Raw genomic sequence first — 20,953 nt, forward strand, 5'->3', positions numbered from 1 at the left:
CAAAAAGGCGCGCCAATACCGGCGCGCCTTTTCTGTTGTATCGCAAGGGCTTAGTGGGCCACCTGCCCCGCTTCGCCCCCGGTGGATTTCAGCGCGGCCTGCGCCGCAGCCTCTTCCGCCGCCTCGTCCCATTCGACGGGCTCGGGCGTGCCCACAAGGGCGTGTTTCAGAACGTCGGACACGTGGGTGACGGGGATGATGGTCAGCCCCTCCTTCACATTGTCCGGGATCTCGACCAGATCCTTTTCGTTCTCTTCAGGGATCAGCACCGTCTTGATGCCACCACGCAGAGCGGCCAGAAGTTTTTCCTTCAAACCGCCGATCGGCATCGCGTTACCCCGCAGGGACACCTCGCCGGTCATGGCGATATCCTTGCGCACCGGAATGCCCGTCAGGACCGACACGATCGAGGTCACCATCGCCAGACCGGCCGACGGGCCGTCCTTGGGCGTGGCGCCATCGGGCACGTGCACGTGGATGTCCCACTTTTCAAACTGCGGCGGCTTCACCCCGATTTCAGGCGCGATCGAGCGGACATAGGAGCTTGCCGCGTCGATGGATTCCTTCATCACATCGCCCAGCTTGCCGGTCGTCTTCATCCGACCCTTGCCCGGCAGGCGCAGCGCTTCGATCGACAGCAGGTCGCCGCCCACGCTGGTCCAGGCGAGCCCGGTGACAACACCAACCTGGTCTTCCTGCTCGGCCAGTCCGTAACGGAATTTCCGAACACCCAGGAAATCCTCAAGACTGTCCGGCGTCACCTCGACCTTGTCGTCGCGTTTGCGCACGATCCTGGTCACGGATTTCCGCGCCAGCTTTGCGATTTCGCGTTCCAGGTTCCGCACACCGGCTTCGCGGGTGTAATAGCGGATCATGTCGGTCAACGCCTCATCCGTCAGCTCGAATTCACCCTTCTTCAGCCCGTGGTTCTTCACCTGCTTGTCGATCAGGTGCTGCTTGGCGATCTCGGCCTTTTCATCCTCGGTGTAACCCGCCAGCGAAATGATCTCCATCCGGTCCAGAAGCGGCCCGGGCATGTTGTAGGAGTTCGCGGTGGTCAGGAACATCACATTCGACAGGTCATATTCGACCTCCATGTAGTGATCGACGAAGGTCGCGTTCTGCTCCGGGTCCAACACCTCCAGCATCGCCGAGGACGGGTCGCCGCGGAAATCCTGCCCCATCTTGTCGATTTCATCGAGCAAGATCAGCGGGTTGGTCGTTTTCGCCTTTTTCAGCGCCTGGATGATCTTACCGGGCATCGAGCCGATATAGGTCCGGCGGTGACCGCGAATTTCGCTTTCGTCCCGCACGCCGCCCAGGGAAATGCGAATGAACTCGCGCCCTGTCGCCTTGGCCACGGATTTGCCCAGCGAGGTTTTGCCCACGCCCGGCGGGCCGACAAGGCACAGGATCGGGCCTTTCAGCTTTTTCGAGCGCTGCTGCACCGCCAGGTATTCGACAATGCGTTCCTTGACCTTCTCTAGACCATAGTGATCGTCATCCAGCACCTTCTCGGCCCGGCTCAGATCCTTTTTCACGCGGGATTTCTTGCCCCACGGAATCGACAGCATCCAGTCGAGGTAGTTGCGCACGACAGTGGCCTCGGCGGACATCGGCGACATGTTCTTGAGCTTCTTCAGCTCGCCCTCGGCCTTCTCGCGCGCTTCCTTTGACAGCTTGGTCTCGGCGATCTTCGCCTCCAGCTCGGCCACTTCGTTCTGGCCTTCGTCCGCGTCGCCCAGCTCCTTCTGAATGGCCTTCATCTGCTCATTCAGGTAATACTCGCGCTGGGTGCGCTCCATCTGGCTTTTGACGCGGGTCTTGATCTTTTTCTCGACCTGCAGCACCGACATTTCGCCCTGCATCAGGCCGTAAACCTTCTCCAGCCGCTCGGCGACCGACAGTGTTTCCAAAAGCTCCTGTTTCTGGTCGACTTCCACGCCCAGGTGACCGGCCACAAGGTCGGCCAGCTTGTCGGGCTCATGGGTTTCGCTCACCGCGGCCAGGGCTTCCTCGGGGATGTTCTTCTTGACCTTGGCATAGCGCTCGAACTCCTCACCGACCGAACGCAGCAGGGCTTCGACCGCCTGCGGATCGCCTTGGGTTTCCTCCAGAAACTCGGCACGCGCTTCGAAAAACACATCGTTTTCAAGGTATTCGGTGATCAGCACCCGGGCCTGACCTTCGACAAGCACCTTCACGGTGCCGTCGGGCAGTTTCAGAAGCTGCAGCACATTGGCCAGCACGCCGGTCTGGTAGATACCGTCGGTATCAGGTTCGTCCACCGCGGGGTCGATCTGGCTGGACAAGAGGATCTGCTTGTCATCCGCCATCACCTCTTCCAACGCCTTCACGCTTTTCTCGCGACCGACGAAAAGCGGCACGATCATGTGGGGGAACACCACAATGTCGCGCAGGGGCAGGACGGGATATGAGGAACTGAGTTGCTCGGTCATGCGTTTTCCTTTTTTGGCTGACGATACGGCCCCGATTATCGGCAGCGCGCACCATCTCCTGTTCACGGTTTGTTAACATGGGGACCATGTTTCCGGGTTTCAACCGCAAAGCCTGTGCATATTGGCAGGTATTGTGCCCGTCGCCCGCAGGACGCACAAGGGCGGCGGCTTCAAAATCTGAGCAGAATTCGGCGATATTCGCCGATAATTTTTTGCAATCCTTTAACGTGACAGCGTGAAAACCCGTGTTTCCGTCCGCCCTGTGCCCATCTGGTGAGTCCGGGCCACGCCGTTGATCGTGTTTTCAGCCTCGGTCACTTGCAGGATCGCGGCAAATGTTAACGTTCGCGCCGGATCGCTGAGGTGCGTGGCCCCCATCAGGGTGGCAACCACCCCCGGCGGGCACATCTGGTCGGATCCCTCCAGATACAGGCCCAGTGGGTGGCTCTGAAGCGCCTCATCGCCCACCATGCGCACCAACTCACCTGCCCCGAACATCGACCCACTCAGTTTTAGGGCCCGCCCTTCGCCGACAACGACAACCTCGGCGGTGATACCCTCAACCGGTTGTGCGGGCATTTCCTCGTCAAAGCCCGCTGCAGTGATGGTGCCCTGCCGCGTCGTCATCTGCCAGTCGCCCTGCAGCCCCAGCGCCCGCAATCCTTTCATGCCGCATGCTCCTTCTGCCCCTGTCGCTGCCAGGAGCATGGCACATATTGCAACAAATTTCAGCTTTTGCGTTACAGCGGGTCGATATCGCCTTGCGCCCGGCCAGCGTGGAAAGCGGCCTCCCAAGTGGCAAAACTGCCCGCCGCGATCGCGTCGCGCATGCCCGCCATGATATCCTGAAAGTACTGCAGATTGTGCCAGGTCAGGAGCATGCCACTGATCATCTCGTTCGAGCGGAACACGTGATGCAGGTAAGCGCGCGAATAGTTCTGGCAGGCCGGGCAGCTGCAGGTTTCGTCCAGAGGGCGCGGATCGTCCGCGTGGCGGGCGTTCTTGATGTTCACGACCCCGTGGCGGGTGAACACCTGGCCGGTGCGGCCCGACCGCGACGGCAACACGCAATCCATCATATCGATGCCGCGTTTCACCGCGCCGACGATGTCGTCGGGCTTGCCCACCCCCATCAGGTACCGCGGGCGGTCCTGAGGCAGGAAGTCCGGTGCGAAATCAAGGCAGTCGAACATCGCCGCCTGCCCCTCGCCCACGGCCAGACCACCAACGGCATAGCCATCGAAACCGATCTGTTTCAGCGCCTCCGCGCTTTCCTCGCGCAGGTCAGGTTCCAACCCGCCTTGCATGATGCCGAACAACGCATGGCCCGGCCGATCCCCGAACGCGTCCTTCGACCGTGCCGCCCAGCGCATGGAAAGCCGCATGCTTTCAGCAATCCGCGCCTTGTCGGCGGGCAATGCAGGGCATTCGTCGAAACACATGACGATGTCGCTGCCCAGAAGCTTCTGGATCTCCATCGAGCGCTCCGGCGTCAACTCGTGCTTCGAGCCATCAATGTGGCTTTTGAAGGTCACGCCCTGCTCGGTCAGCTTGCGCAGACCGGCGAGCGACATCACCTGGAACCCGCCACTGTCGGTCAGAATGGGCTTGTCCCAGTTCATGAACTTGTGCAACCCGCCCAGCTGGTCGATCCGCTCGGCGGTTGGGCGCAGCATCAGGTGATAGGTGTTGCCCAGCAGGATATCGGCCCCGGTGGCGGCGACGCTTTCGGGCATCATCGCCTTGACGGTGGCCGCCGTGCCAACGGGCATGAAGGCGGGCGTGCGAATGTCGCCGCGCGGGGTGTGGATCACACCGGTGCGGGCCTTGCCATCGGTGGCGTTCAGGTCGAAGCTTATCTTTGTCATGGGCGCCTGATAGAACAGCCCACCCCGATTGCAAAGGGGTCAGGCGATGCCACACATCGCGTCAAACTTATTGGCACAATCGAAATCCTGCACCGTCAGCCCGCCTGCGTCATGGGTGGTGAATGTAACCTGACAATAACCCCAGCCGAAGGCGATATCGGGGTGATGCCCGACCTGATCGCCCAGATAGGCGGCCAGGTTAGCATGATAAGTTGCCTTGGCGAACCCCTTGAACTGTAACCGTTTCACCAGCTTCCCATCGTCCAGATGCCAGCCGTCCAGCGTGGCCAGACGCACCTGCACATTTTTGTCGCTCAACCGTTCCATGCCCTATCCCGCTTTCTGTTCATAGCTGGGTGCAAACAGCCCCTTGGCTTGCGCCACCTTCACGTCCGCCAGCAGATCACGATCCGCGGCGGCAAACAATTCATCCAACTCCTCCAACACGAAATAAAGCGGCTGGTGGATGTCGATGCGATACGGCGTGCGCAGGATGTCGATCACGTCGAACGGACGGTGGAGCGGCGCGTCCGACACACTCCACGGCAGTTCGGTGGGTGAGGACGCCAGTCCCGAGCCCAGCGCCTTGATCTGACCGGCCTCAAGGGTCAGCCCGAATTCGATGGTGAACCAATACAGCCGGATCAACCAGGCATAGTCTTGCCGCCCGGCGCGCAGCCCCGCCTGCCCAATCGCCTGGCTGAACCCGGCAAAGCGCGGGTCGGTCAAAAGCGGCGTGTGGCCAAAGATCTCGTGAAAGATGTCCGGTTCCTTGATGTAGTCGAAATCCGCCCGGCTGCGGATGAAACTGGCGGCGGGAAACACCCGTCGCGCCAGCATGTCAAAGAACCGCTCAAACCCGATCAGCGCCGGCACCGGCGCCACGCGCCACCCGGTCAGCGGGCTCAGCACATCGGACAGCTCATCGGTCTGCGGCACCCGGTCGGTGGGCAGGGCCAGCCGCTCCAGCCCGTCCAGGTATGGCCGCGCCATATGCGTTTGCACCGCCTGCGCCTGCCCGGCCATCAGATCGCGCCAAACCGCGTTTTCCGCGCTGGTATAGGAAATGACCCCGTCTGCATTCGGTGTCTTGGCCTGGTATCTGGTTTGCTTGCTCATGATCTTCCCCCTTGTGGAAGAATACCGCGCGCACGGCGGCATTTTTTGCCCCATACTTGACATATCTCGCAGTTATCGGGCTATATTCACCCTCTTTCAGCAAAAAGACGGAATATTATGCCCGACTTGACCGCACAGGATGCCCGCCTGCTTTCGCTTTTGCAGCAGGACGCGAAACGATCCACCCAGGATCTGGCCGACGCCGCTGGCATGTCCGCCTCGCCCGCCTGGCGCCGGGTGCGCAAGCTGGAAAGCGACGGCGTGATCGACCGCACCGTGGCGCTTCTGAACCCGCGCAAGCTGGGCCTGAACACGCTGGCCTATGTGCATGTGTCGCTGATGGACCACAGCGAGGCGTCGATCCGCGCCTTCGACAGCTTCGTGGCGCGCGAAGATCAGATCGTGGAATGCTGTTCGATCACCGGGGCCGACGATTACCTGCTCAAGGTCGTGGCCCCCGACCCCGAAGCGCTGGAGACCTTTCTGATGCGCCGGATCCTGGCCCTTGGCATCGTGCGCAGCTCGACCACGCATTTCGTGCTTCGGCAAAAGAAACATGTGACCGCTCTGCCTCTGGACCTCGGCTGAGCCAATCCTTATATGTTCGCTCAGGATTACATGGGACACGCGCGATGAACACCGAAACGCCCGACCGCCTGGAAGGCGAGCCACTGATCAAACCCTCCACCACCGACCACCCGCTCTATGACGCGGTGGTTGAGGCCTGTCGGTCCGTCTATGACCCCGAAATTCCGGTCAACATCTATGATCTGGGTCTGATTTATACCATTGAAATCAATGACCAGAACGAAGTCGACGTGATGATGACCCTGACCGCCCCCGGTTGCCCTGTGGCCGGCGACATGCCCGGCTGGCTGGCCGAAGCGATCGAACCGATGGCAGGTGTCAAACAGGTCAACGTCGCCCTGACGTGGGAGCCGCCCTGGGGCATGGAAATGATGTCAGACGAGGCACGGCTGGAACTGGGCTTCATGTAGAAAACCGCAACCCTTTTGGGGTGCAAAACGCGGAACGCAACCCAAAAAGGTTGCATAATGGTAAACGCATCCTATATTGGTTGCGTCATGACCACAGAACAAACCCATATCGCCGTCCTGACTGGGGACATCATCGGCTCCACGAAGATGGAACCGGGCGACCTGACCCGTGCCTTCGACGCCCTGTCCGCCGCGGCCGAGGTTCAGGCCGACTGGCATGGAGAAGACCTGCACTTCACCCGACAACGCGGCGACGGCTGGCAGGTTCGGCTGGCCCGTCCGGAACTGGCGCTGCGGTCTGCCCTGGCGTTTCGCGCAGCGCTCAGATGTGAGGGGAAAGAGTTTTCGACGTTCATTGCGGTAGCAGAAGGCGCAGGAAACCCGATTGCACCTAACACTGACCTGAACAAAGCAACCGGGGCAACGTTCATCAACAGCGGTCGGACGCTTGACCGGTTGAAGGAAAGCCCGGTGCCGGTTCAAATGGGACATCAAAGCGCAGACGCAACCACCGCTGCGTTTATTCTTGCCGATTACATCTCGCAGACTTGGACCCCTGCACAAGCCGCCGCAATTCTTCCCATGCTGTCCCCGGGCAAGTTGCGCAGCCACACAGACGTTGCCCTTGCACTTGGCAAGTCCCGCCAAGCGGTTACCAAAGCACTGGACGGCGCCGGGTTCGACGCGATCTGGCTGGCACTCAAGAACATCGAAGCCGAGGAGACACAGGATGATTGAAACCTTCACCGCCCTGCTCTTCGCCCATGTGCTGGCGGACTTCGTGTTCCAGACCAACTGGATCAACGCCAACAAGCGCAAGCCCTCGGTGCTTCTGCTGCATGCGCTCATCGTGCTGGTCACCGCACAGGCCGCGCTGGGCCGCTATGACGCGCCCGAGCTTCTGGTGCTGGCCGCGGCGCATCTGGTGATCGACGCGGTGAAAGCCCGGGGCGGGTTTGGCTCGCTCACCGCCTTCGGGCTGGATCAGGCCGCGCATCTGTTCACACTCGGGGCGCTGGCGGTTCATGCGCCGGGCCTCTGGGGCACCTGGCCCGCCCCCGCTCTGCCCCTGATGGCGCTGGCCACCGGGCTGATCATCGCCACACGCGCCGGGGGCTTCGCCATTGGTCTGCTCATGCGCCCGCATTCGATGCGCATCCGCAACAACGGGCTCAGGGGCGGCGGCTGGACCATTGGCGTGCTGGAGCGCGGGTTGGTTTTTCTGCTGATCCTTGGCGGCCTGCCGCTTGGCGTCGGCTTTCTGGTCGCGGCGAAATCGATCCTGCGCTTCGGCACCGCCAGCCGCGATCAGCGCACGGCGGAATATGTGATCATCGGCACGCTGGCCAGTATCGGCTGGGCCATTGTGACCGCTTTCGCCACCCAAGCGCTGCTTACCCTGCTGCCCCCGCTTGAGATTGCCGCGCTCAGCCCCTAGATTGAGGCCAAGCGAAAAGGATCACCCCATGTTCTCCATCCCCGGCAAGCAAGCCATTTCCATGACCGACAAGGCCGCAAGCCAGATTGCCAAGCTGATGGCCAAGGACGGCCACCAGGGCCTGCGTATCGGCGTCAAGAAAGGCGGCTGTGCGGGCATGGAATACACGATGGAATACGTGGACGCCGTCGACCCGCTGGACGAGGTGGTGGAACAGGACGGCGCGCGGGTGATGATTGCACCGATGGCGCAGATGTTCCTGTTCGGCACCCAGATCGATTACGAAGTGTCGCTTCTGGAAGCCGGGTTCAAGTTCAAGAACCCCAACGTGACCGAGGCCTGTGGCTGCGGCGAATCGATCAAGTTCGACGAAAGCCTGGCGCCGGAATGAGCGTCTCGGACGCCGATATTGCCTTTGCGCTGGAGCTGTTCGAGGGCATCGGCCCCCTGACCACACGCAAAATGATGGGCGGGCTGTGCTTGTATAGCGAGGGCACGATCTTCGCCATGCTGCATTCCGATGGCGCGATCCTGCTCAAGGGTCAGGGTGATTTCAAAACGGTGCTGGGCGACGCCGGTTGGCAACCCTGGACCTATACGCGCAAGGATGGCGCGGCGTCCTCAATGCCCTATTGGTTCGTGCCTGATGACGTTCTGGACGACGCCGATCTGGCTTGCGATTGGGCGCGGCGCGCGCTTGCGGTCCTGCGCTAAGCCTTCCCCTGCCCCATCAGGTGCAGATAGGTTTCATCGAACCGCTTCTTCAGGTGATCCCCGGCCAGGATCGGGGCTTTCGCCCCCTCGGGCGCCACGTTGGTGTCGTGGGTTGGGTTGAAGAACAGCGGCACAGAAATCCGCTCGGCCTTGGTGCCGACCACACGGTGCAGCGTTGCCTTTACCCGGCCCCCGGACCACATTTCCAGCATTTCACCGAAATTGATCACGAACTCACCCACCGGCGCGTTGACCGGCAACCAGCTGCCGTCGGTCGCCTGCACCTCAAGCCCGGCCACCCCGTCGCTGGCCAGCAGGGTCAGGCAGCCATAATCGGTATGTGCTGCGATGCCGAAATCCTTCTCGCTGGCCCAATCCGGGCGCGGCGGGTAATAATTTCCGCGCAAAAGCGCCATCGGGCGGCTGAACGCCTTGTCAAAATAGCTTTCGTCGCGCCCCAGCACCGCGGCAATCGCGCTCAGAAGCGTCATGGCGACCTTCATTGCGTCGCTGAAATAGGCCTCGACCTCACCCCGAAATCCCGGCAGGTCCGGCCACAGGTTTTCGCCATAGACCGACAAGTTCTGGTCCCGCACCGGATCGCCCTGTCTCAGTTGAAAACCGCAGTCGAACACCTGTTTGTAATCCGGGTTCGCATCCGGATCGACCTGTTCCGACCCCGGCCCGCCCCAGCCCCGGTTCGACCCGGTCCGCGCCATGTTCACCGCCTGTTTTTCCGCCTCGGGCAGGTGGAAAAACGCTTGATAAGCCGCAAACACACGGGTCATGCGTTCTTGCGTCAGTCCGGTGTTGTAAACGGTCAGAAACCCGGTCTCGGTCACACCTTCGGCCAGGCGCGCCATCGTGTCGGGGTCGCGCGCGGCAATTAGGGCGGTATCAAGTCTGGGGATCATGGCGGGCTCCTCTTTTCCGAAGCGCTTGTGCCAAGGGACGGTGCGCGACGCAAGGCGGGGTTGACGACGGGCCGCGCGCGGCGGACAACGAAGGCAGATCAATCGGAGGGCAAATCATGCGGCGCAAACTGGCAGCGGGAAATTGGAAGATGAACGGCCTGGGCGCGGGTCTGAGCGAGGTCGCGGCGCTGAAGGCCGCCCACCCGGCCCCCGGCGTCGATGTCCTGCTATGCCCGCCCGCGACCTTGCTTGCGCGGATGTCGGAAGTTGCCGGCGACACAATTGCCACCGGCGGGCAGGATTGCCATGACGCCAAAAACGGCGCCCATACCGGCGACATCTCGGCCGCGATGCTGGCTGACGCGGGCGCAAGCCACGTCATCCTGGGACATTCCGAACGGCGCCAGGACCATGACGAGACCGACAATGACGTGCGTCAGAAGGCCAAGGCGGTGATGGCTGCGGGCCTGATCGCGGTGATCTGCGTGGGCGAAAGCCTGGATGAACGCGAACATGCCAACACGCTGCAGATCATTGGCGGGCAGCTTGCGGGCTCGATCCCTGATGCGGCCACCGCCGCCAACCTGGTCGTGGCCTATGAGCCCATTTGGGCCATTGGCACCGGCAAGATCCCCACCCTGGACCAGATCGGCGAAGTGCACGACTTCATCCGCGACACGCTGGAACGTCGCTTTGGCCCCGGCGTCGGCCGCTCGACCCGCATCCTCTATGGCGGGTCGGTGAAGCCGTCCAATGCCACCGAGATCTTTGCGGTATCGAACGTGGACGGGGCGCTTGTGGGCGGTGCCAGCCTGAAAGCGGCCGATTTCTCGCCCATCATCACGGCGCTGGAGCAGGCCTGAGCGTGCTTGACAGGCCTCTGTTAATTTAACACGTTAACGAAGCGCTGTGCAGGGAGCCCGCCATGAACCATGACGACCTGAACCTCTGGTCCAAACGCGCCGCCGATTGGGCGCGCGATTATCACGCGGGTCTGCGCGACAAACCTGTACGCCCGAACCTGAAACCGGGGGATTTTTTGGCGAAAATTCAGGGGTCTGCACCGGAAACGCCCGATGAGATCGAGGCGATCTTTGATGATTTCACCACCCTGGTGCCCGAGGCCATGACCCATTGGCAGCACCCACGCTTCTTTGCCTATTTCCCCGCCAATGCAGCCCCTGCCTCGATGCTGGCCGAACAGCTTGCCAACGCGATGGCGGCGCAGGCGATGCTGTGGCAAACGGCGCCAGCGGCGAACGAAATGGAGGCGCTGACCATCACCTGGCTGCGCGATGCGCTTGGCCTGCCCGGTGACCTGACCGGCACGATCCATGATTCAGCCACCACCGCCACCTTTTCGGCGATCCTGACCATGCGCGAGGTCGCGTTGGGCCACAGAGGCCTGAGCGAAGGCCTTTCGGGCCAGCCCCGCCTGCGGATCTATGCCAGCGCGCAAACGCATTCTTCGGTCGACAAGGGCGTGCGCCTGTCAGGCATCGGCCAGGACAACCTGGTCAAGGTGCCCACGGTGCCGGGTCATGCGACCTGGTCGATGGACCCCGCCGCGCTGGACGCGTTGATCCGTGCCGATATTGCCGCCGGGATGACGCCTGCGGGCGTGGTGCTGTGCACCGGTGGCACCTCGATTGGGGCCTGTGACGACCTGGCGGCCTGTATCGACGTGGCGCATGGCCACGGCCTGCCGGTGCATGTGGACGCCGCCTGGGCAGGCTCTGCGATGATCTGTGAGGAGTTCCGCAGCCTCTGGGCCGGGGTCGAGAAAGCCGACAGCATCGTCTTCAACCCGCACAAGTGGCTGGGGGCGCAGTTCGACTGCGCGGTGCAATTCCTGCGCGACCCGGCACCCCAGATCGCGACGATGGGCCTGCGCCCCGACTACCTCAAGACACAAGGCGCGGATGAGGTGGTGAATTACAACGAATGGACCCTGCCGCTGGGCCGGCGGTTCCGGGCGCTGAAACTGTGGTTCCTGATCCGGGCCGAGGGGCTGGAGGGGCTGCGCACCCGCATCCGCAACCACGTCGCCTGGTCGCGCGACGTGGCGCAAGCTATCGCCGCCCTGCCCGGTTTTGAGATCACCACACCGCCGATCCTGTCGCTGTTTTCCTTCCGCTTCCAGGATGATGCGCGCACCGCGACGCTTTTGGAACGGGTGAATAACGATGGGCGCATCTATCTGACCCAGACCAGCCATGACGGTCAATTTGTCATTCGCGTGCAGGTCGGTCAGTTCGATTGCACCCGCGACGACGTGATGATGATCGCCGAGGTTTTGGCCGAGCTCAGCCGCGACCTTTGACCCGGTGGGGCGACATTCTGCCCCGCCGAAACCTTTGGACCCGCCCCCCGAACGTGCCATGATGCCCCTGACATTCTTTTCAAGGTTAGGAGGTTTCCATGATCCGTATCCTCGCCCTTTTGGCGCTGCTTCTGCCCGGACTGGCCCAGGCGCAATCCTGGCCGATCTATGAAAACACCTATGTGAACGATTATGCCAATCTGTTGGAGGAAGACGCGGAAACCCGCGTTCGGCGTCAGCTGGAAGTGCTGCGCGAAGAGACCGGGATCGAAGCGACGGTTCTGACGCTGTTCACCCGCAAGGGGTTTGAGGAAGCCGGCAGCATGGAGACCTTCGCCACCGGGTTGTTCAATCACTGGGGCATCGGCGATGCGACCCGCAATGATGGCATCCTGATCATGGTCCTGTCCGAGGACCGCGAGATGCGGATCGAGCTGGGGTCGGGCTATGGCGCCGGCTTCGATCGCGAGGCACAGGACGTGATCGACCGGGTCTTTCTGCCCGCGTTCCAAGCGGACGACATGCAGTACGGCGTCGAGGCTGGAACGGATGCAACCCTGACCCGCATCGCGCGGGTGTTTCATGCCGGAGAGGAACCGCCAAACCGCGCCAACGGCCCCAGCGGCGGATCGCTGTTTGCCTTGTTCGGCGCACTCTTTGCCGCCTTCATCGGCTGGAAAGTATTCGGACGCAGCATCCGCGACCGGTTCACCCGCTGCCCGCATTGCGGCCATCGTGGCATTCACACGGATGAGGAAGTGCTTGAGGCCGCCACCACCAGCGCCAAGGGCCGCGGCACCCGCACCACGCGCTGCACAAGCTGCGGCTATCACAACTCGACCAGCTATGTGATTCCCACCCGGTCGCGGTCGTCTTCCAGCAGTTTCGGCGGCGGATCCTCGTCGGGCGGAGGCGCCTCGGGGCGGTGGTAAGCGCATCGGCAAAGCCCTGCCAGCCGGACAGGTGTCCGTAACGTCAACCTGTTCTTAAGCACCCTTGTGCTTACAATTGGGGTCGGAGGGAAAGGGATGCAGAAATACGGGCTTGATCACAGTTTCCGCGAACACCTGGCGGACGGCATCGTGCACGCCCTTGGCGTTGCGGCAGCACTGATCGGGGCGACCGCGCTGGTTGTCTGGGCCGTGATGTCGGTGCCTCTGGACCATGTGCCACCGCTGATCATCTATGCGATCGGGCTAATCGCCACCTTTTCCTTCTCGGCCGCCTATAACATGACGCTGCATGAAAAGACCCGCGCGGTGCTGCGCCGGTTCGACCATGCAGCAATTTTCATCATGATTGCCGGAACTTATACGCCGATGGCGCTGATCGGCATCGGCGGCACAAAGGGCATTCTGCTGGCGTCGTCGGTCTGGGTGATTGCCGCAGCGGGCGTCGGGTTGAAGCTGTTCTTCTTCCACCGGTTCTACCGGACAACTTTCGCGCTTTACCTGATCCAGGGATGGCTGGCGGTGCTGGCGATCGGGCCGATGATCCAGGCGCTACCGACGGCGGCTTTGGTGCTGATCGTGATCGGCGGGCTGACCTATACGGCGGGCACGCTGTTTCACCACCGCGACAATTGGCCGTTCAATCGTGCGATCTGGCACGCGATGGTTCTGACCGCCGCCGCGATCCACTATGTCGCCGTGTTCCAGGTCGCTGCCGCCTGACAAAAAATCAGCTGTGACGCAAACAGGCCAGACCTGTCGTTTTTCCGCCGCTTAACTGAGGCAAGGAGGAGCGCGCATGGATCGGCTGGATTGGCTTGTCACACTTGTTGTACGCACGATCGGCGCAGAGCGTGGTCGTGCAGCACGCGGGGGACCGTGCAGCGGGTGATCGCGTTCCCCCCTTCCTTCCCCCATTACCGGATTACGACCAGATGACAGCCAAACCTTCCCGCCGCTCCGGTGGCCGCGCCGCCCGCGCCGCCCTGCGCGCCGCCCCTCTTGCCCACGACCAGCGCCCGGTGCGCTCGGGCATGTCCGGCGGGCAATATCGCCCGCTCTCGGACGCTGGCGTCGCCCGCATTCACGCCGCCGCCCTGGACGCGCTGGAACAAATCGGCCTGGCCGACGCGCCGCCCTCCGGTGTCGAGATCATGACCGCCGCCGGTGCCGAATACCGCGATGGGCGGCTCTATTTTCCGCGCGCTCTGGTCGAGGACATGCTGGCCAAGGCCGCCAAGGACATCACCCTGTGCGGACGCGACCCGATGCACGACCTGTCACTTTCAGACCACCGGGTGCATTACGGCACCGCAGGCGCGGCGGTGCACATGGTGGACGTGCATGGCAAAGAATACCGCGACAGCACAATCCAGGACCTGCATGACGCCGCCCGGATCGTCGATCAGCTGGACAATCTCCATTTCCTGCAACGCCCGATGGTCGCGCGTGACATTTCCGACAATCACGAAATGGATTTGAACACAATCTATGCCTGTACCTCGGGCACCCGGAAACACGTGGGCACCTCGTTTACCGAACCCGACTTCGTGCCCGACGCGATCGAATTGTTGCACATGATCGCGGGCGGGGAAGACGCCTGGCGCGCCCGGCCTTTCGTGTCAAACTCGAACTGCTTCGTCGTGCCGCCGATGAAATTTGCCACCGAAAGCTGCGAGGTGATGGAGAAATGCATCGCCGCAGGCATGCCGGTGCTGCTGTTGTCAGCAGGCATGGCCGGGGCCACCGCGCCGCCCACCATCGCAGGCGCCATCGTACAGGCGGTGGCGGAATGCCTGGCCGGGGTCGTCTATGTGAACGCCATCGCCCCGGGCCACCCGGCGATTTTCGGCACCTGGCCTTTCGTCGTCGACCTGCGCACAGGCGCGATGTCCGGCGGATCCGGGGAACAAGCACTGCTCTCGGCGGGTTGTTCGCAGATGCACAAGTTCTACGGCCTACCCGGCGGCGCGGTCGGAGGGATCGCCGATTCGAAACTGCCCGACATGCAGGCGGGATACGAACAGATGTGTTCAAACGTGTTGGCGGGCTTGTCGGGGCTGAACATGGTCTATGAAGCGGCTGGCATGCATGCATCCCTGCTGGGCTTCTGTCACGAAAGCCTGATCCTGGGCAACGACATCATCGGCCAGGCCCTGCGCTGCGTGCGTGGGATCGAGGTGACCGAGGACAGCGTGAATGTCGAGCTGATGAAATCGGTTTGCCTGGACGGTCCCGGCCACTACCTGGGCGCGGATGAAACGCTGAGCCTGATGCAGACCGAATACGTCTACCCGGCGCTTGGCGACCGGACATCCCCCAAGGAATGGGACGAGCGAGACAAGCCCGACCTGATCGAAAACGCCACCGCGCGCAAAGAGGCGATCCTGGCGGAGCGCTCGCAGGCCACCTTCGACCCGATCACGGACGCGGCAATCCGCGCACGGTTCAACATCCACCTGCCCGGGTAAGGGGGGCAAGGCCTGATCCAAAGGGGTGCCTGCGGCACGCTCGATCCTGAATTGGCGCGCGCCTTGCACGGTGCGTGCCCTTTCCTCTTTCCGGAAATGTCCCCATCGGAGGCAAAAAACCGCCGCGCTGCGGGCCTGACATGCAGGCGAAACCGTTACTCTTCGGCTTTTTCAGCCAGCATCAGCCACTCTTCCTCGGCGGCGGCAAGGGCGGCCTGGCGCTCCACCAGCCCCTCTGTGGCCTTCTGGAACTTCACCGGTGCATCGGTGAACAAGGTGGGATCCATCAGAAACTCTTCCAGCTTGGCAATCTCGGCCTCCAGGCGTGCGATCTCGGCGGGCAGCGCGTCTAACCGGTGCTGTTCGGTATAGGACAGCCCGGCCTGCGCCGGTTTCGGCTTGTCGCGCGGGGTCACTTTCACCTTGGTCTGCTTTTCCGGCTTTTCCGAGGCATCCTCACCCCGTTGCGCGCGGTAGTCACTCCAGCCGCCCGCAAAAATCACCGCCCGCCCGTCACCTTCCATTGCGACCGTTGTCGCCGCAACGCGGTCCAGGAAATCACGGTCGTGGCTGACCAGAATCACCGTGCCGTCATAGTCGCCCAAAAGCTCCTGCAAAAGATCCAGCGTTTCCACGTCCAGGTCGTTGGTCGGTTCGTCCAGCACCAGGAGGTTCGACGACCGCGCCATGATCTTGGCCAGGATCAACCGCGCCTTTTCCCCGCCCGACAGGCTGTGAACCGGCGCGCGCGCCTGAGCGTCCGAGAACAGGAATTCCTTGAGGTATCCGACCACATGTTTCGGATTGCCGCGCACCATGACCTGATCGGCTTTGCCGCTCACCCGCATCTCGGGGTCGCCGGTCAGGTTTTCCCACAGGCTGGCGTCCTCCATCAACCCGGCGCGGTTCTGGTCGAACATGGCCATTTCCAACCCGGTGCCGTGGGACACGCTGCCGGTATCCGGCGCTTCCTTGCCCACCAACATGTTCAACAGCGTGGTCTTGCCCGCCCCGTTGGGACCAACCAGTGCCACGCGGTCGCCACGCATCACGCGAAGATCAAAGTCGCGCAAGATCAGCTTGTCGCCGTAACGCTTTGAAATTCCTTTCGCTTCAATCACCTTGCGGCCGGATTTCGGACCTGCCTCCAGCGCCATTTCGGCGCTGCCCTGGCGGGTGATCTGCGCGGCGCGATCCGCTTTCATCGCGTGTAGCGCGCGCAGGCGGCCCTGGTTGCGCTTTCGCCGGGCGCTGATGCCTTCGACCGCCCAGCGCGCCTCGGCCTTGATCTTGCGATTGAGCTTGTGGCGCTGCTGGTCTTCCTCATCCCAGACCTTGTCGCGCCAGGCCTCAAAAGCCTCGAACCCCTTTTCCTGGCGCCGCACCGCGCCGCGATCCACCCACAGCGTCGCGCGGGTCAGCGCACGCAGGAAGGCACGGTCGTGACTGATCAGGACAAAGCCCGCACGGGTGGTGGACAATTCCCGCTCAAGCCAGGTGATCGCCTCGATGTCCAGGTGGTTGGTGGGTTCGTCCAGCAGCATCAGCTCAGGGGCCTCGGCCAACAATTTGGCCAGCGCCGCGCGCCGCCGTTCCCCGCCAGACGCGGTGCCGACCGGCGTTTCGGGGTTGAATTTCAGCCCCTCGGCCACCCGCGCGACCCTGTAATCCTCGCCCGGCTCCAGCCCGCTGGCGGCAAACTCCCCCAACGTGGAAAAACCCGTCAGGTCCGGGTGCTGCTCCATGTATCCCACGGACACGCCCGGCGACAAAACGCGGCTGCCCTGGTCCGGTTCGACAAGCCCGGCCATGACCTTCATCAAGGTCGATTTGCCCGAGCCGTTGCGCCCGACCAGCGCGACGCGGTCACCGGGTTGAACCACAAGGTCCAGCCCGTCGAAAACCGGGTCCCCGCCGAAGGTCAGGGAAATGCCGGTCAGTTGCAATAGAGGTGTTCGTGCCATAAGAGCCGCCTACCGCCCCCGGCGTGGCGCGTCAACGCGCAAGCCACCGATTCGCCCCCGAGGGCCGCGGCACGGGGCCACGCAGACCAGAGGCCAAGCGTCATGATCATCAGCCACAAACACAAATTCATCTTCGTGCGCACCCGGAAGGTTGCCAGTTCGTCGATGGAAATCATGCTTGCCGACATCCTGGACAAATCGGATTTTGCCACCCGCCAATCGGACCGGGAGAAACAGACGGGCGAGATGTTCCCTGACTTCGACAGTCGCGTGTTCGCAGGGTTCGACAAGCGTCTGCGCCCGATCCTGCCGTTCGGTCACGCCCCCGTTTCGATGGCCTATCGCTTATTTGGGCATCAGGTCGCAGATTACACCGTGTTCTCGATCGACCGAAATCCTTGGGACCGCGCGATTTCGACCTTCTATTGGTCAGCGCGGGGCACAGACATTCGGACCCGCCCGATCGAAGCGCAACAGCAGGCATTTCGTGACTACCTGCGGCAGGCCGCCGCGCCGGGAATTTTGCGCCGCTGGTTCAGTATCAACGCCCATCGGGATATCTCTCAACGATGGCTGTATTGCATCGACGACACGCCGATGGTGGATGTGATGCTGCGATACGAGAATCTGGAGCAGGATCTGGAGCAGCTATCTGACTATTTGGGGCTGCCACAGAAGCTTTCGATTGCAGATATTCACGCGAAACGCGACCACCGCGCCACGTCTTCCCGCGATCTCGACGCCTTTTACGATGAAGAGACCCGCGCCCTCGTGTCCCGGGTCGCAGATTGGGAGGTCACGCGGCTGGGATACAGCTATGACGGCGGCGTGCCGCCCGCATTCCAGCCCGACCCAGCCCGCAACACGGTCAAGGAACGATACCTGGCCCGCGTGTCGCGCGGCTGACCTTCAAAGGCGCCCCGCCACCGCGCGCAGCAGCCTGGCCCGGGTCGGCGGCACGGCCGCGATTTCTAAACCGGTAAAGACGTGCATCGTGTTCAGTTCGTCATCGATGACAGCATGATCTGACACCCACCCCCCCATCAGCAGATAGGTGCGCAAAAGGGGCGGCAGGCATTGTATTGCCCGTTTTGGATTGTCAGGGCCAGAAGGCTTGTCCGCGAAACGAACCACTTTGGGCGCCTTTGTGGTCGGACGCCAGCGCGTTGGCGCAAGGTGGCGCGCGCCGAGCAGGGCAAAGGCATCCCGATGCGTCTGCGCCTGCGTGCCTGCAAAGGACGAACAGCCAAACAACATTTCGATCCCTTCGCCATCGACAAAGCGTGTCAGGGCGCCCCACGCGACACGCGGTATGTCCGGGTCGCGGGTCTCTGGCGCGATACAAAACCGGCCCATTTCGGCCATCGGTCCGGAAAAACCCGCCAACGCGCTCAAATCGTAATGCTGGGCTGAGTAGCTCTCGGCGATATCGCGCCCGCTGGAAAGGGGCAACAGCCGGAAACAGCACACCAGTCGGCCACTTGCCCTATCCTCAACCAACATGTGAAGACACAGGGGGTCGAAGTCATCCACGTCCAGCCCTGGGGCGTCCCCGGCCCCGTTCGGCGCGACGAAACAGCGATGCCGCAACGCCTGTGCAGCCTCCACATCCGCCTGCCCAACCGCCAGACGAGCGCTGTATCGCCCTTTCGTGAATGCGGGCATCAGACCTCCAACCCTTGGCGCACGACGCTTACGTGCCTAAATATGCGTTCAAGCCGTGCAACAGACAAGCCACGGCACCACCTGACGAAACACCGGGAGCGCGCGACATGTCCACACTGAAAGTGACCAAGACCGATGCCGAATGGCTGGAGCAACTGGGCGACTTGGCGTTCCAGGTCACCCGCAAGTCGGCGACCGAGCGTGCCCACTCCCACCCCGGCTTCCCCGAGGGTCCGGGCAGCTTTACCTGCGCCTGTTGCGGTGCGGCCCTGTTCACCAAGGGCGAGAAATTCGAATCAGGGTGCGGCTGGCCGTCCTTCTCTGCCCCGGCAAACGGCGCCGGGATCGCCGAGCATCTGGATCTGTCCCACGGCATGCGCCGCACTGAAGTGACCTGCGACAGCTGCGACGCCCATCTGGGGCATGTATTCGAAGACGGTCCTGCGCCCACCGGGCTGAGATATTGCATCAACGGCGTGGCGCTTGTCTTCACGCCTGACGAGGCCGGTTAAAGCGCGTCGGCCAGGTTCACCCGACCCAGGTTTCCGAACAGCTGTCGCACGAACGAAATGCCTTTGATGTTGCTGTCCGTGACCCGGCGCGACAGGGTGACAATCTGGCCGTCCTCAAGTCCGAAACGCTCAACGTTGCTAACAACGCCATCCTCGGCGAAGGAAATCGCGACCACCTGGCGTTCGATTTCTTCGGGCTTGTTGTAGGCGAAGTGGCGAAACCGGCTTTGAACATAATACCAGCCCGACGAGTTCAAAAGCCCCGCCGTACCCGGCGTGCCCACGCTGGTAGCCACGGTTTCACGGGTGTCGACGCCCACAAGAACCTCGGCCAATTGAAGATCAGTCGGGGCATAGCCATGGTTGCGGAACGTGGCGGTGCAGGCCGTTAAAGCCACAAAGGTGGCCAGAACCGCGAAAACCCGAACGATCCGTGTCGAAATGGACATGCCAACCCCTTGCTAAGCCAATTCCCTGTCCTTATCCGCTTACAGAAGGATTGCGTCACGTTCAAGAAACGAAACATCACATGAGCCCATCTGACAGCCAAAACCCCTATTCCCACGTTATCCGTCCGGCGGACCTGCCGGGCGAAGGCCCGCATGACATCACCCTGGTGCCCGACGCGGCCGCGCTGTCGGCGATTGCCGCTGACCTTGGTCTGGACGGACTGCGCAAGATGCGGTTCCAGTGCCAGATGCAAACGCTGGGCAAACGCGATTGGCGTCTGACCGGTCGGATCGGCGCCACCGTGGTCCAGCCCTGCGTCGTCACCCTGGCCCCAGTCACGACCCGGGTCGAGGAAGACGTGGAACGGATCTGGCGCGCGGGTCTGGGCCGCGACGACGAAGAGACACCCCATGAGATGGAAATGCCCGACGCAGTCACCGAAGAGCCGCTGACGGTCGAGATCGACCTGGGCGTGGTCGCGGTCGAAGCACTGGCACTGGCGCTGCCGCTGTATCCGCACGCTGAAGGTGCGGTGATGGCCCAGGCCATGTTCACCGAGCCCGGCAAGCAGGCGATGACCGACGAAGAGGCGCGCCCCTTTGCCAGCCTGGCGGCGTTGCGCGACAAGCTTGGCGCGGAAGAAGAACCGGAAAGCGACGAATAAGGCACGATCAGGGGAATTCCCCCCTTGCATCGCAGCAAAATCGCGGTATTTTCCCGGCCTTCCTCACAAGATGGGTTGGACAGCGCGCGCGAAGCAGCGTATGAGGCGCCGAGACTCAAGAAACACCGGGCGGAATCGCCCCTGAATAGACCGGGCCATGTGCCCCCGAATAGATAGGTTGAGACATGGCCGTCCAACAGAACAAAGTATCCAAATCGCGCCGCAACAATCGCCGCGCCCATGACGCTCTGGTTGCTGCGAACCCGAACGAATGTTCGAACTGTGGTGAACTCAAGCGCCCCCACCACGTGTGCCCGTCCTGCGGCCACTATGACGAAAAAGAAGTCGTCGCGATGGTGGACGAAGCGGAATTCGACGACGAAGACGCGGCGTAAGCCACTTGTCGTCGCTGCGGTGACATGTCAGAAAAACACCCAGACAGGG

General features: G+C 62.4%; 24 protein-coding genes. 15 read left to right on the forward strand and 9 right to left on the reverse strand.

Going from position 1 to position 20,953, the window contains the following annotated elements:
• Positions 1-50 precede the first annotated feature (50 nt).
• From lon to phhA, 5 genes are all read right to left on the reverse strand, one after another.
• The gene (gene lon, locus MN188_RS04875) at positions 51-2,459 is read right to left on the reverse strand and encodes an endopeptidase La (RefSeq protein WP_242106463.1); all 2,409 of its coding nucleotides are present in this window, start codon (positions 2,457-2,459) and stop codon (positions 51-53) included.
• Between the two features lie 222 nt (positions 2,460-2,681).
• Complete coding sequence (locus tag MN188_RS04880; protein ID WP_242106464.1) at positions 2,682-3,128, reverse strand: hypothetical protein; 447 nt, start codon at positions 3,126-3,128, stop codon at positions 2,682-2,684.
• Between the two features lie 71 nt (positions 3,129-3,199).
• Entirely contained in the window at positions 3,200-4,327 is a 1,128-nt protein-coding gene (gene tgt, locus MN188_RS04885; RefSeq protein ID WP_242106465.1) for a tRNA guanosine(34) transglycosylase Tgt, read from the reverse strand.
• Between the two features lie 39 nt (positions 4,328-4,366).
• Positions 4,367-4,654 carry a 4a-hydroxytetrahydrobiopterin dehydratase gene (locus MN188_RS04890; protein ID WP_242106466.1) on the reverse strand — a complete coding sequence of 96 codons (288 nt, stop codon included), beginning with the start codon at positions 4,652-4,654 and terminating at the stop codon, positions 4,367-4,369.
• Positions 4,655-4,657: 3 nt separating this feature from the next.
• Entirely contained in the window at positions 4,658-5,509 is an 852-nt protein-coding gene (phhA, locus tag MN188_RS04895) for a phenylalanine 4-monooxygenase (RefSeq protein ID WP_338023235.1), read from the reverse strand.
• Positions 5,510-5,563: 54 nt separating this feature from the next.
• Here phhA and MN188_RS04900 point away from each other — a divergent pair, with 54 nt between their 5' ends.
• The 6 genes from MN188_RS04900 (at position 5,564) to MN188_RS04925 (ending at position 8,596) form a co-directional block, all read left to right on the forward strand.
• Positions 5,564-6,034 (forward strand): Lrp/AsnC family transcriptional regulator, encoded by a 471-nt coding sequence (locus MN188_RS04900; RefSeq protein WP_242106468.1) that lies wholly within the window; start codon positions 5,564-5,566, stop codon positions 6,032-6,034.
• 44 nt (positions 6,035-6,078) lie between these two features.
• Positions 6,079-6,444, forward strand: coding sequence for an SUF system Fe-S cluster assembly protein (locus MN188_RS04905; RefSeq protein WP_242106469.1), 366 nt, complete (start codon positions 6,079-6,081; stop codon positions 6,442-6,444).
• Between the two features lie 87 nt (positions 6,445-6,531).
• Positions 6,532-7,182 (forward strand): MarR family transcriptional regulator, encoded by a 651-nt coding sequence (locus MN188_RS04910; protein ID WP_242106470.1) that lies wholly within the window; start codon positions 6,532-6,534, stop codon positions 7,180-7,182.
• Positions 7,175-7,882 carry a DUF3307 domain-containing protein gene (locus MN188_RS04915; protein WP_242106471.1) on the forward strand — a complete coding sequence of 236 codons (708 nt, stop codon included), beginning with the start codon at positions 7,175-7,177 and terminating at the stop codon, positions 7,880-7,882. The genes MN188_RS04910 and MN188_RS04915 overlap by 8 nt, the downstream gene beginning before the upstream one ends.
• A 28-nt stretch (positions 7,883-7,910) precedes the next feature.
• Positions 7,911-8,273 (forward strand): HesB/IscA family protein, encoded by a 363-nt coding sequence (locus tag MN188_RS04920; protein ID WP_242106472.1) that lies wholly within the window; start codon positions 7,911-7,913, stop codon positions 8,271-8,273.
• Positions 8,270-8,596, forward strand: a complete 327-nt coding sequence (locus MN188_RS04925; RefSeq protein WP_242106473.1) for a TfoX/Sxy family protein — start codon at positions 8,270-8,272, stop codon at positions 8,594-8,596. The genes MN188_RS04920 and MN188_RS04925 overlap by 4 nt, the downstream gene beginning before the upstream one ends.
• On the opposite strand, the gene MN188_RS04930 is transcribed toward MN188_RS04925, so the two are convergent.
• Entirely contained in the window at positions 8,593-9,510 is a 918-nt protein-coding gene (locus MN188_RS04930) for an isopenicillin N synthase family dioxygenase (RefSeq protein WP_242106474.1), read from the reverse strand. The genes MN188_RS04925 and MN188_RS04930 overlap by 4 nt on opposite strands.
• A 116-nt stretch (positions 9,511-9,626) precedes the next feature.
• On the opposite strand from MN188_RS04930, the gene tpiA reads away from it, so the two are divergent.
• The 5 genes from tpiA to MN188_RS04955 all read left to right on the forward strand — a co-directional run bounded on the left by tpiA (position 9,627) and on the right by MN188_RS04955 (position 15,254).
• Positions 9,627-10,373, forward strand: coding sequence for a triose-phosphate isomerase (gene tpiA / locus MN188_RS04935; protein WP_242106475.1), 747 nt, complete (start codon positions 9,627-9,629; stop codon positions 10,371-10,373).
• Positions 10,374-10,435: 62 nt separating this feature from the next.
• On the forward strand, positions 10,436-11,833 hold the full coding sequence (locus tag MN188_RS04940) for a pyridoxal phosphate-dependent decarboxylase family protein (RefSeq protein WP_242106476.1): 1,398 nt from the start codon (positions 10,436-10,438) through the stop codon (positions 11,831-11,833).
• A gap of 98 nt (positions 11,834-11,931) precedes the next feature.
• Positions 11,932-12,765: a TPM domain-containing protein gene (locus MN188_RS04945; protein WP_242106477.1), complete on the forward strand. Its 834-nt coding sequence runs from the start codon at positions 11,932-11,934 to the stop codon at positions 12,763-12,765.
• Positions 12,766-12,861: 96 nt separating this feature from the next.
• Positions 12,862-13,506 (forward strand): PAQR family membrane homeostasis protein TrhA, encoded by a 645-nt coding sequence (trhA, locus tag MN188_RS04950; protein ID WP_242106478.1) that lies wholly within the window; start codon positions 12,862-12,864, stop codon positions 13,504-13,506.
• A gap of 212 nt (positions 13,507-13,718) precedes the next feature.
• Positions 13,719-15,254, forward strand: coding sequence for a trimethylamine methyltransferase family protein (locus MN188_RS04955; RefSeq protein WP_242106479.1), 1,536 nt, complete (start codon positions 13,719-13,721; stop codon positions 15,252-15,254).
• A gap of 155 nt (positions 15,255-15,409) precedes the next feature.
• Here the strand turns inward: MN188_RS04955 and MN188_RS04960 are convergent, their stop codons facing one another.
• The gene (locus MN188_RS04960; protein ID WP_242106480.1) at positions 15,410-17,218 is read right to left on the reverse strand and encodes an ABC-F family ATP-binding cassette domain-containing protein; all 1,809 of its coding nucleotides are present in this window, start codon (positions 17,216-17,218) and stop codon (positions 15,410-15,412) included.
• Positions 17,219-17,320: 102 nt separating this feature from the next.
• Between MN188_RS04960 and MN188_RS04965 the strand changes: the two genes are divergently transcribed.
• Positions 17,321-18,124, forward strand: a complete 804-nt coding sequence (locus tag MN188_RS04965) for a sulfotransferase family 2 domain-containing protein (protein ID WP_242106481.1) — start codon at positions 17,321-17,323, stop codon at positions 18,122-18,124.
• 3 nt (positions 18,125-18,127) lie between these two features.
• On the opposite strand, the gene MN188_RS04970 is transcribed toward MN188_RS04965, so the two are convergent.
• On the reverse strand, positions 18,128-18,883 hold the full coding sequence (locus tag MN188_RS04970; protein WP_242106482.1) for a GNAT family N-acetyltransferase: 756 nt from the start codon (positions 18,881-18,883) through the stop codon (positions 18,128-18,130).
• Between the two features lie 107 nt (positions 18,884-18,990).
• Here MN188_RS04970 and msrB point away from each other — a divergent pair, with 107 nt between their 5' ends.
• The gene (gene msrB / locus MN188_RS04975; RefSeq protein ID WP_242106483.1) at positions 18,991-19,395 is read left to right on the forward strand and encodes a peptide-methionine (R)-S-oxide reductase MsrB; all 405 of its coding nucleotides are present in this window, start codon (positions 18,991-18,993) and stop codon (positions 19,393-19,395) included.
• Here msrB and MN188_RS04980 read toward each other — a convergent pair.
• Positions 19,392-19,844 carry an outer membrane protein assembly factor BamE gene (locus tag MN188_RS04980; protein WP_242106484.1) on the reverse strand — a complete coding sequence of 151 codons (453 nt, stop codon included), beginning with the start codon at positions 19,842-19,844 and terminating at the stop codon, positions 19,392-19,394. The genes msrB and MN188_RS04980 overlap by 4 nt on opposite strands.
• Before the next feature lie 80 nt (positions 19,845-19,924).
• Here MN188_RS04980 and MN188_RS04985 point away from each other — a divergent pair, with 80 nt between their 5' ends.
• Positions 19,925-20,509, forward strand: a complete 585-nt coding sequence (locus tag MN188_RS04985; RefSeq protein ID WP_242106485.1) for a YceD family protein — start codon at positions 19,925-19,927, stop codon at positions 20,507-20,509.
• Positions 20,510-20,694: 185 nt separating this feature from the next.
• Complete coding sequence (rpmF, locus tag MN188_RS04990) at positions 20,695-20,904, forward strand: 50S ribosomal protein L32 (RefSeq protein WP_242106486.1); 210 nt, start codon at positions 20,695-20,697, stop codon at positions 20,902-20,904.
• Positions 20,905-20,953 lie beyond the last annotated feature (49 nt).

The organism is Aliiroseovarius subalbicans, from assembly GCF_022678625.1.
Classification (GTDB): Bacteria; Pseudomonadota; Alphaproteobacteria; order Rhodobacterales; family Rhodobacteraceae; genus Aliiroseovarius_A; species Aliiroseovarius_A subalbicans.

What these genes read in the sequence shown, in the direction of transcription:
- lon (WP_242106463.1), bottom strand. Translation starts at nt 2,459, where the DNA reads ATGACCGAGCAACTCAGTTCCTCATATCCCGTCCTGCCCCTGCGCGAC.
- MN188_RS04890 (WP_242106466.1), bottom strand. Translation starts at nt 4,654, where the DNA reads ATGGAACGGTTGAGCGACAAAAATGTGCAGGTGCGTCTGGCCACGCTG.
- phhA (WP_338023235.1), bottom strand. Translation starts at nt 5,509, where the DNA reads ATGTCAAGTATGGGGCAAAAAATGCCGCCGTGCGCGCGGTATTCTTCC.
- MN188_RS04985 (WP_242106485.1), top strand. Translation starts at nt 19,925, where the DNA reads ATGAGCCCATCTGACAGCCAAAACCCCTATTCCCACGTTATCCGTCCG.
- MN188_RS04880 (WP_242106464.1), bottom strand. Translation starts at nt 3,128, where the DNA reads ATGAAAGGATTGCGGGCGCTGGGGCTGCAGGGCGACTGGCAGATGACG.
- MN188_RS04980 (WP_242106484.1), bottom strand. Translation starts at nt 19,844, where the DNA reads ATGTCCATTTCGACACGGATCGTTCGGGTTTTCGCGGTTCTGGCCACC.
- MN188_RS04945 (WP_242106477.1), top strand. Translation starts at nt 11,932, where the DNA reads ATGATCCGTATCCTCGCCCTTTTGGCGCTGCTTCTGCCCGGACTGGCC.
- MN188_RS04905 (WP_242106469.1), top strand. Translation starts at nt 6,079, where the DNA reads ATGAACACCGAAACGCCCGACCGCCTGGAAGGCGAGCCACTGATCAAA.
- MN188_RS04915 (WP_242106471.1), top strand. Translation starts at nt 7,175, where the DNA reads ATGATTGAAACCTTCACCGCCCTGCTCTTCGCCCATGTGCTGGCGGAC.
- msrB (WP_242106483.1), top strand. Translation starts at nt 18,991, where the DNA reads ATGTCCACACTGAAAGTGACCAAGACCGATGCCGAATGGCTGGAGCAA.
- MN188_RS04960 (WP_242106480.1), bottom strand. Translation starts at nt 17,218, where the DNA reads ATGGCACGAACACCTCTATTGCAACTGACCGGCATTTCCCTGACCTTC.
- MN188_RS04925 (WP_242106473.1), top strand. Translation starts at nt 8,270, where the DNA reads ATGAGCGTCTCGGACGCCGATATTGCCTTTGCGCTGGAGCTGTTCGAG.
- MN188_RS04955 (WP_242106479.1), top strand. Translation starts at nt 13,719, where the DNA reads ATGACAGCCAAACCTTCCCGCCGCTCCGGTGGCCGCGCCGCCCGCGCC.
- rpmF (WP_242106486.1), top strand. Translation starts at nt 20,695, where the DNA reads ATGGCCGTCCAACAGAACAAAGTATCCAAATCGCGCCGCAACAATCGC.
- trhA (WP_242106478.1), top strand. Translation starts at nt 12,862, where the DNA reads ATGCAGAAATACGGGCTTGATCACAGTTTCCGCGAACACCTGGCGGAC.
- MN188_RS04910 (WP_242106470.1), top strand. Translation starts at nt 6,532, where the DNA reads ATGACCACAGAACAAACCCATATCGCCGTCCTGACTGGGGACATCATC.
- MN188_RS04970 (WP_242106482.1), bottom strand. Translation starts at nt 18,883, where the DNA reads ATGCCCGCATTCACGAAAGGGCGATACAGCGCTCGTCTGGCGGTTGGG.
- MN188_RS04965 (WP_242106481.1), top strand. Translation starts at nt 17,321, where the DNA reads ATGATCATCAGCCACAAACACAAATTCATCTTCGTGCGCACCCGGAAG.
- MN188_RS04930 (WP_242106474.1), bottom strand. Translation starts at nt 9,510, where the DNA reads ATGATCCCCAGACTTGATACCGCCCTAATTGCCGCGCGCGACCCCGAC.
- tpiA (WP_242106475.1), top strand. Translation starts at nt 9,627, where the DNA reads ATGCGGCGCAAACTGGCAGCGGGAAATTGGAAGATGAACGGCCTGGGC.
- MN188_RS04900 (WP_242106468.1), top strand. Translation starts at nt 5,564, where the DNA reads ATGCCCGACTTGACCGCACAGGATGCCCGCCTGCTTTCGCTTTTGCAG.
- MN188_RS04920 (WP_242106472.1), top strand. Translation starts at nt 7,911, where the DNA reads ATGTTCTCCATCCCCGGCAAGCAAGCCATTTCCATGACCGACAAGGCC.
- tgt (WP_242106465.1), bottom strand. Translation starts at nt 4,327, where the DNA reads ATGACAAAGATAAGCTTCGACCTGAACGCCACCGATGGCAAGGCCCGC.
- MN188_RS04940 (WP_242106476.1), top strand. Translation starts at nt 10,436, where the DNA reads ATGAACCATGACGACCTGAACCTCTGGTCCAAACGCGCCGCCGATTGG.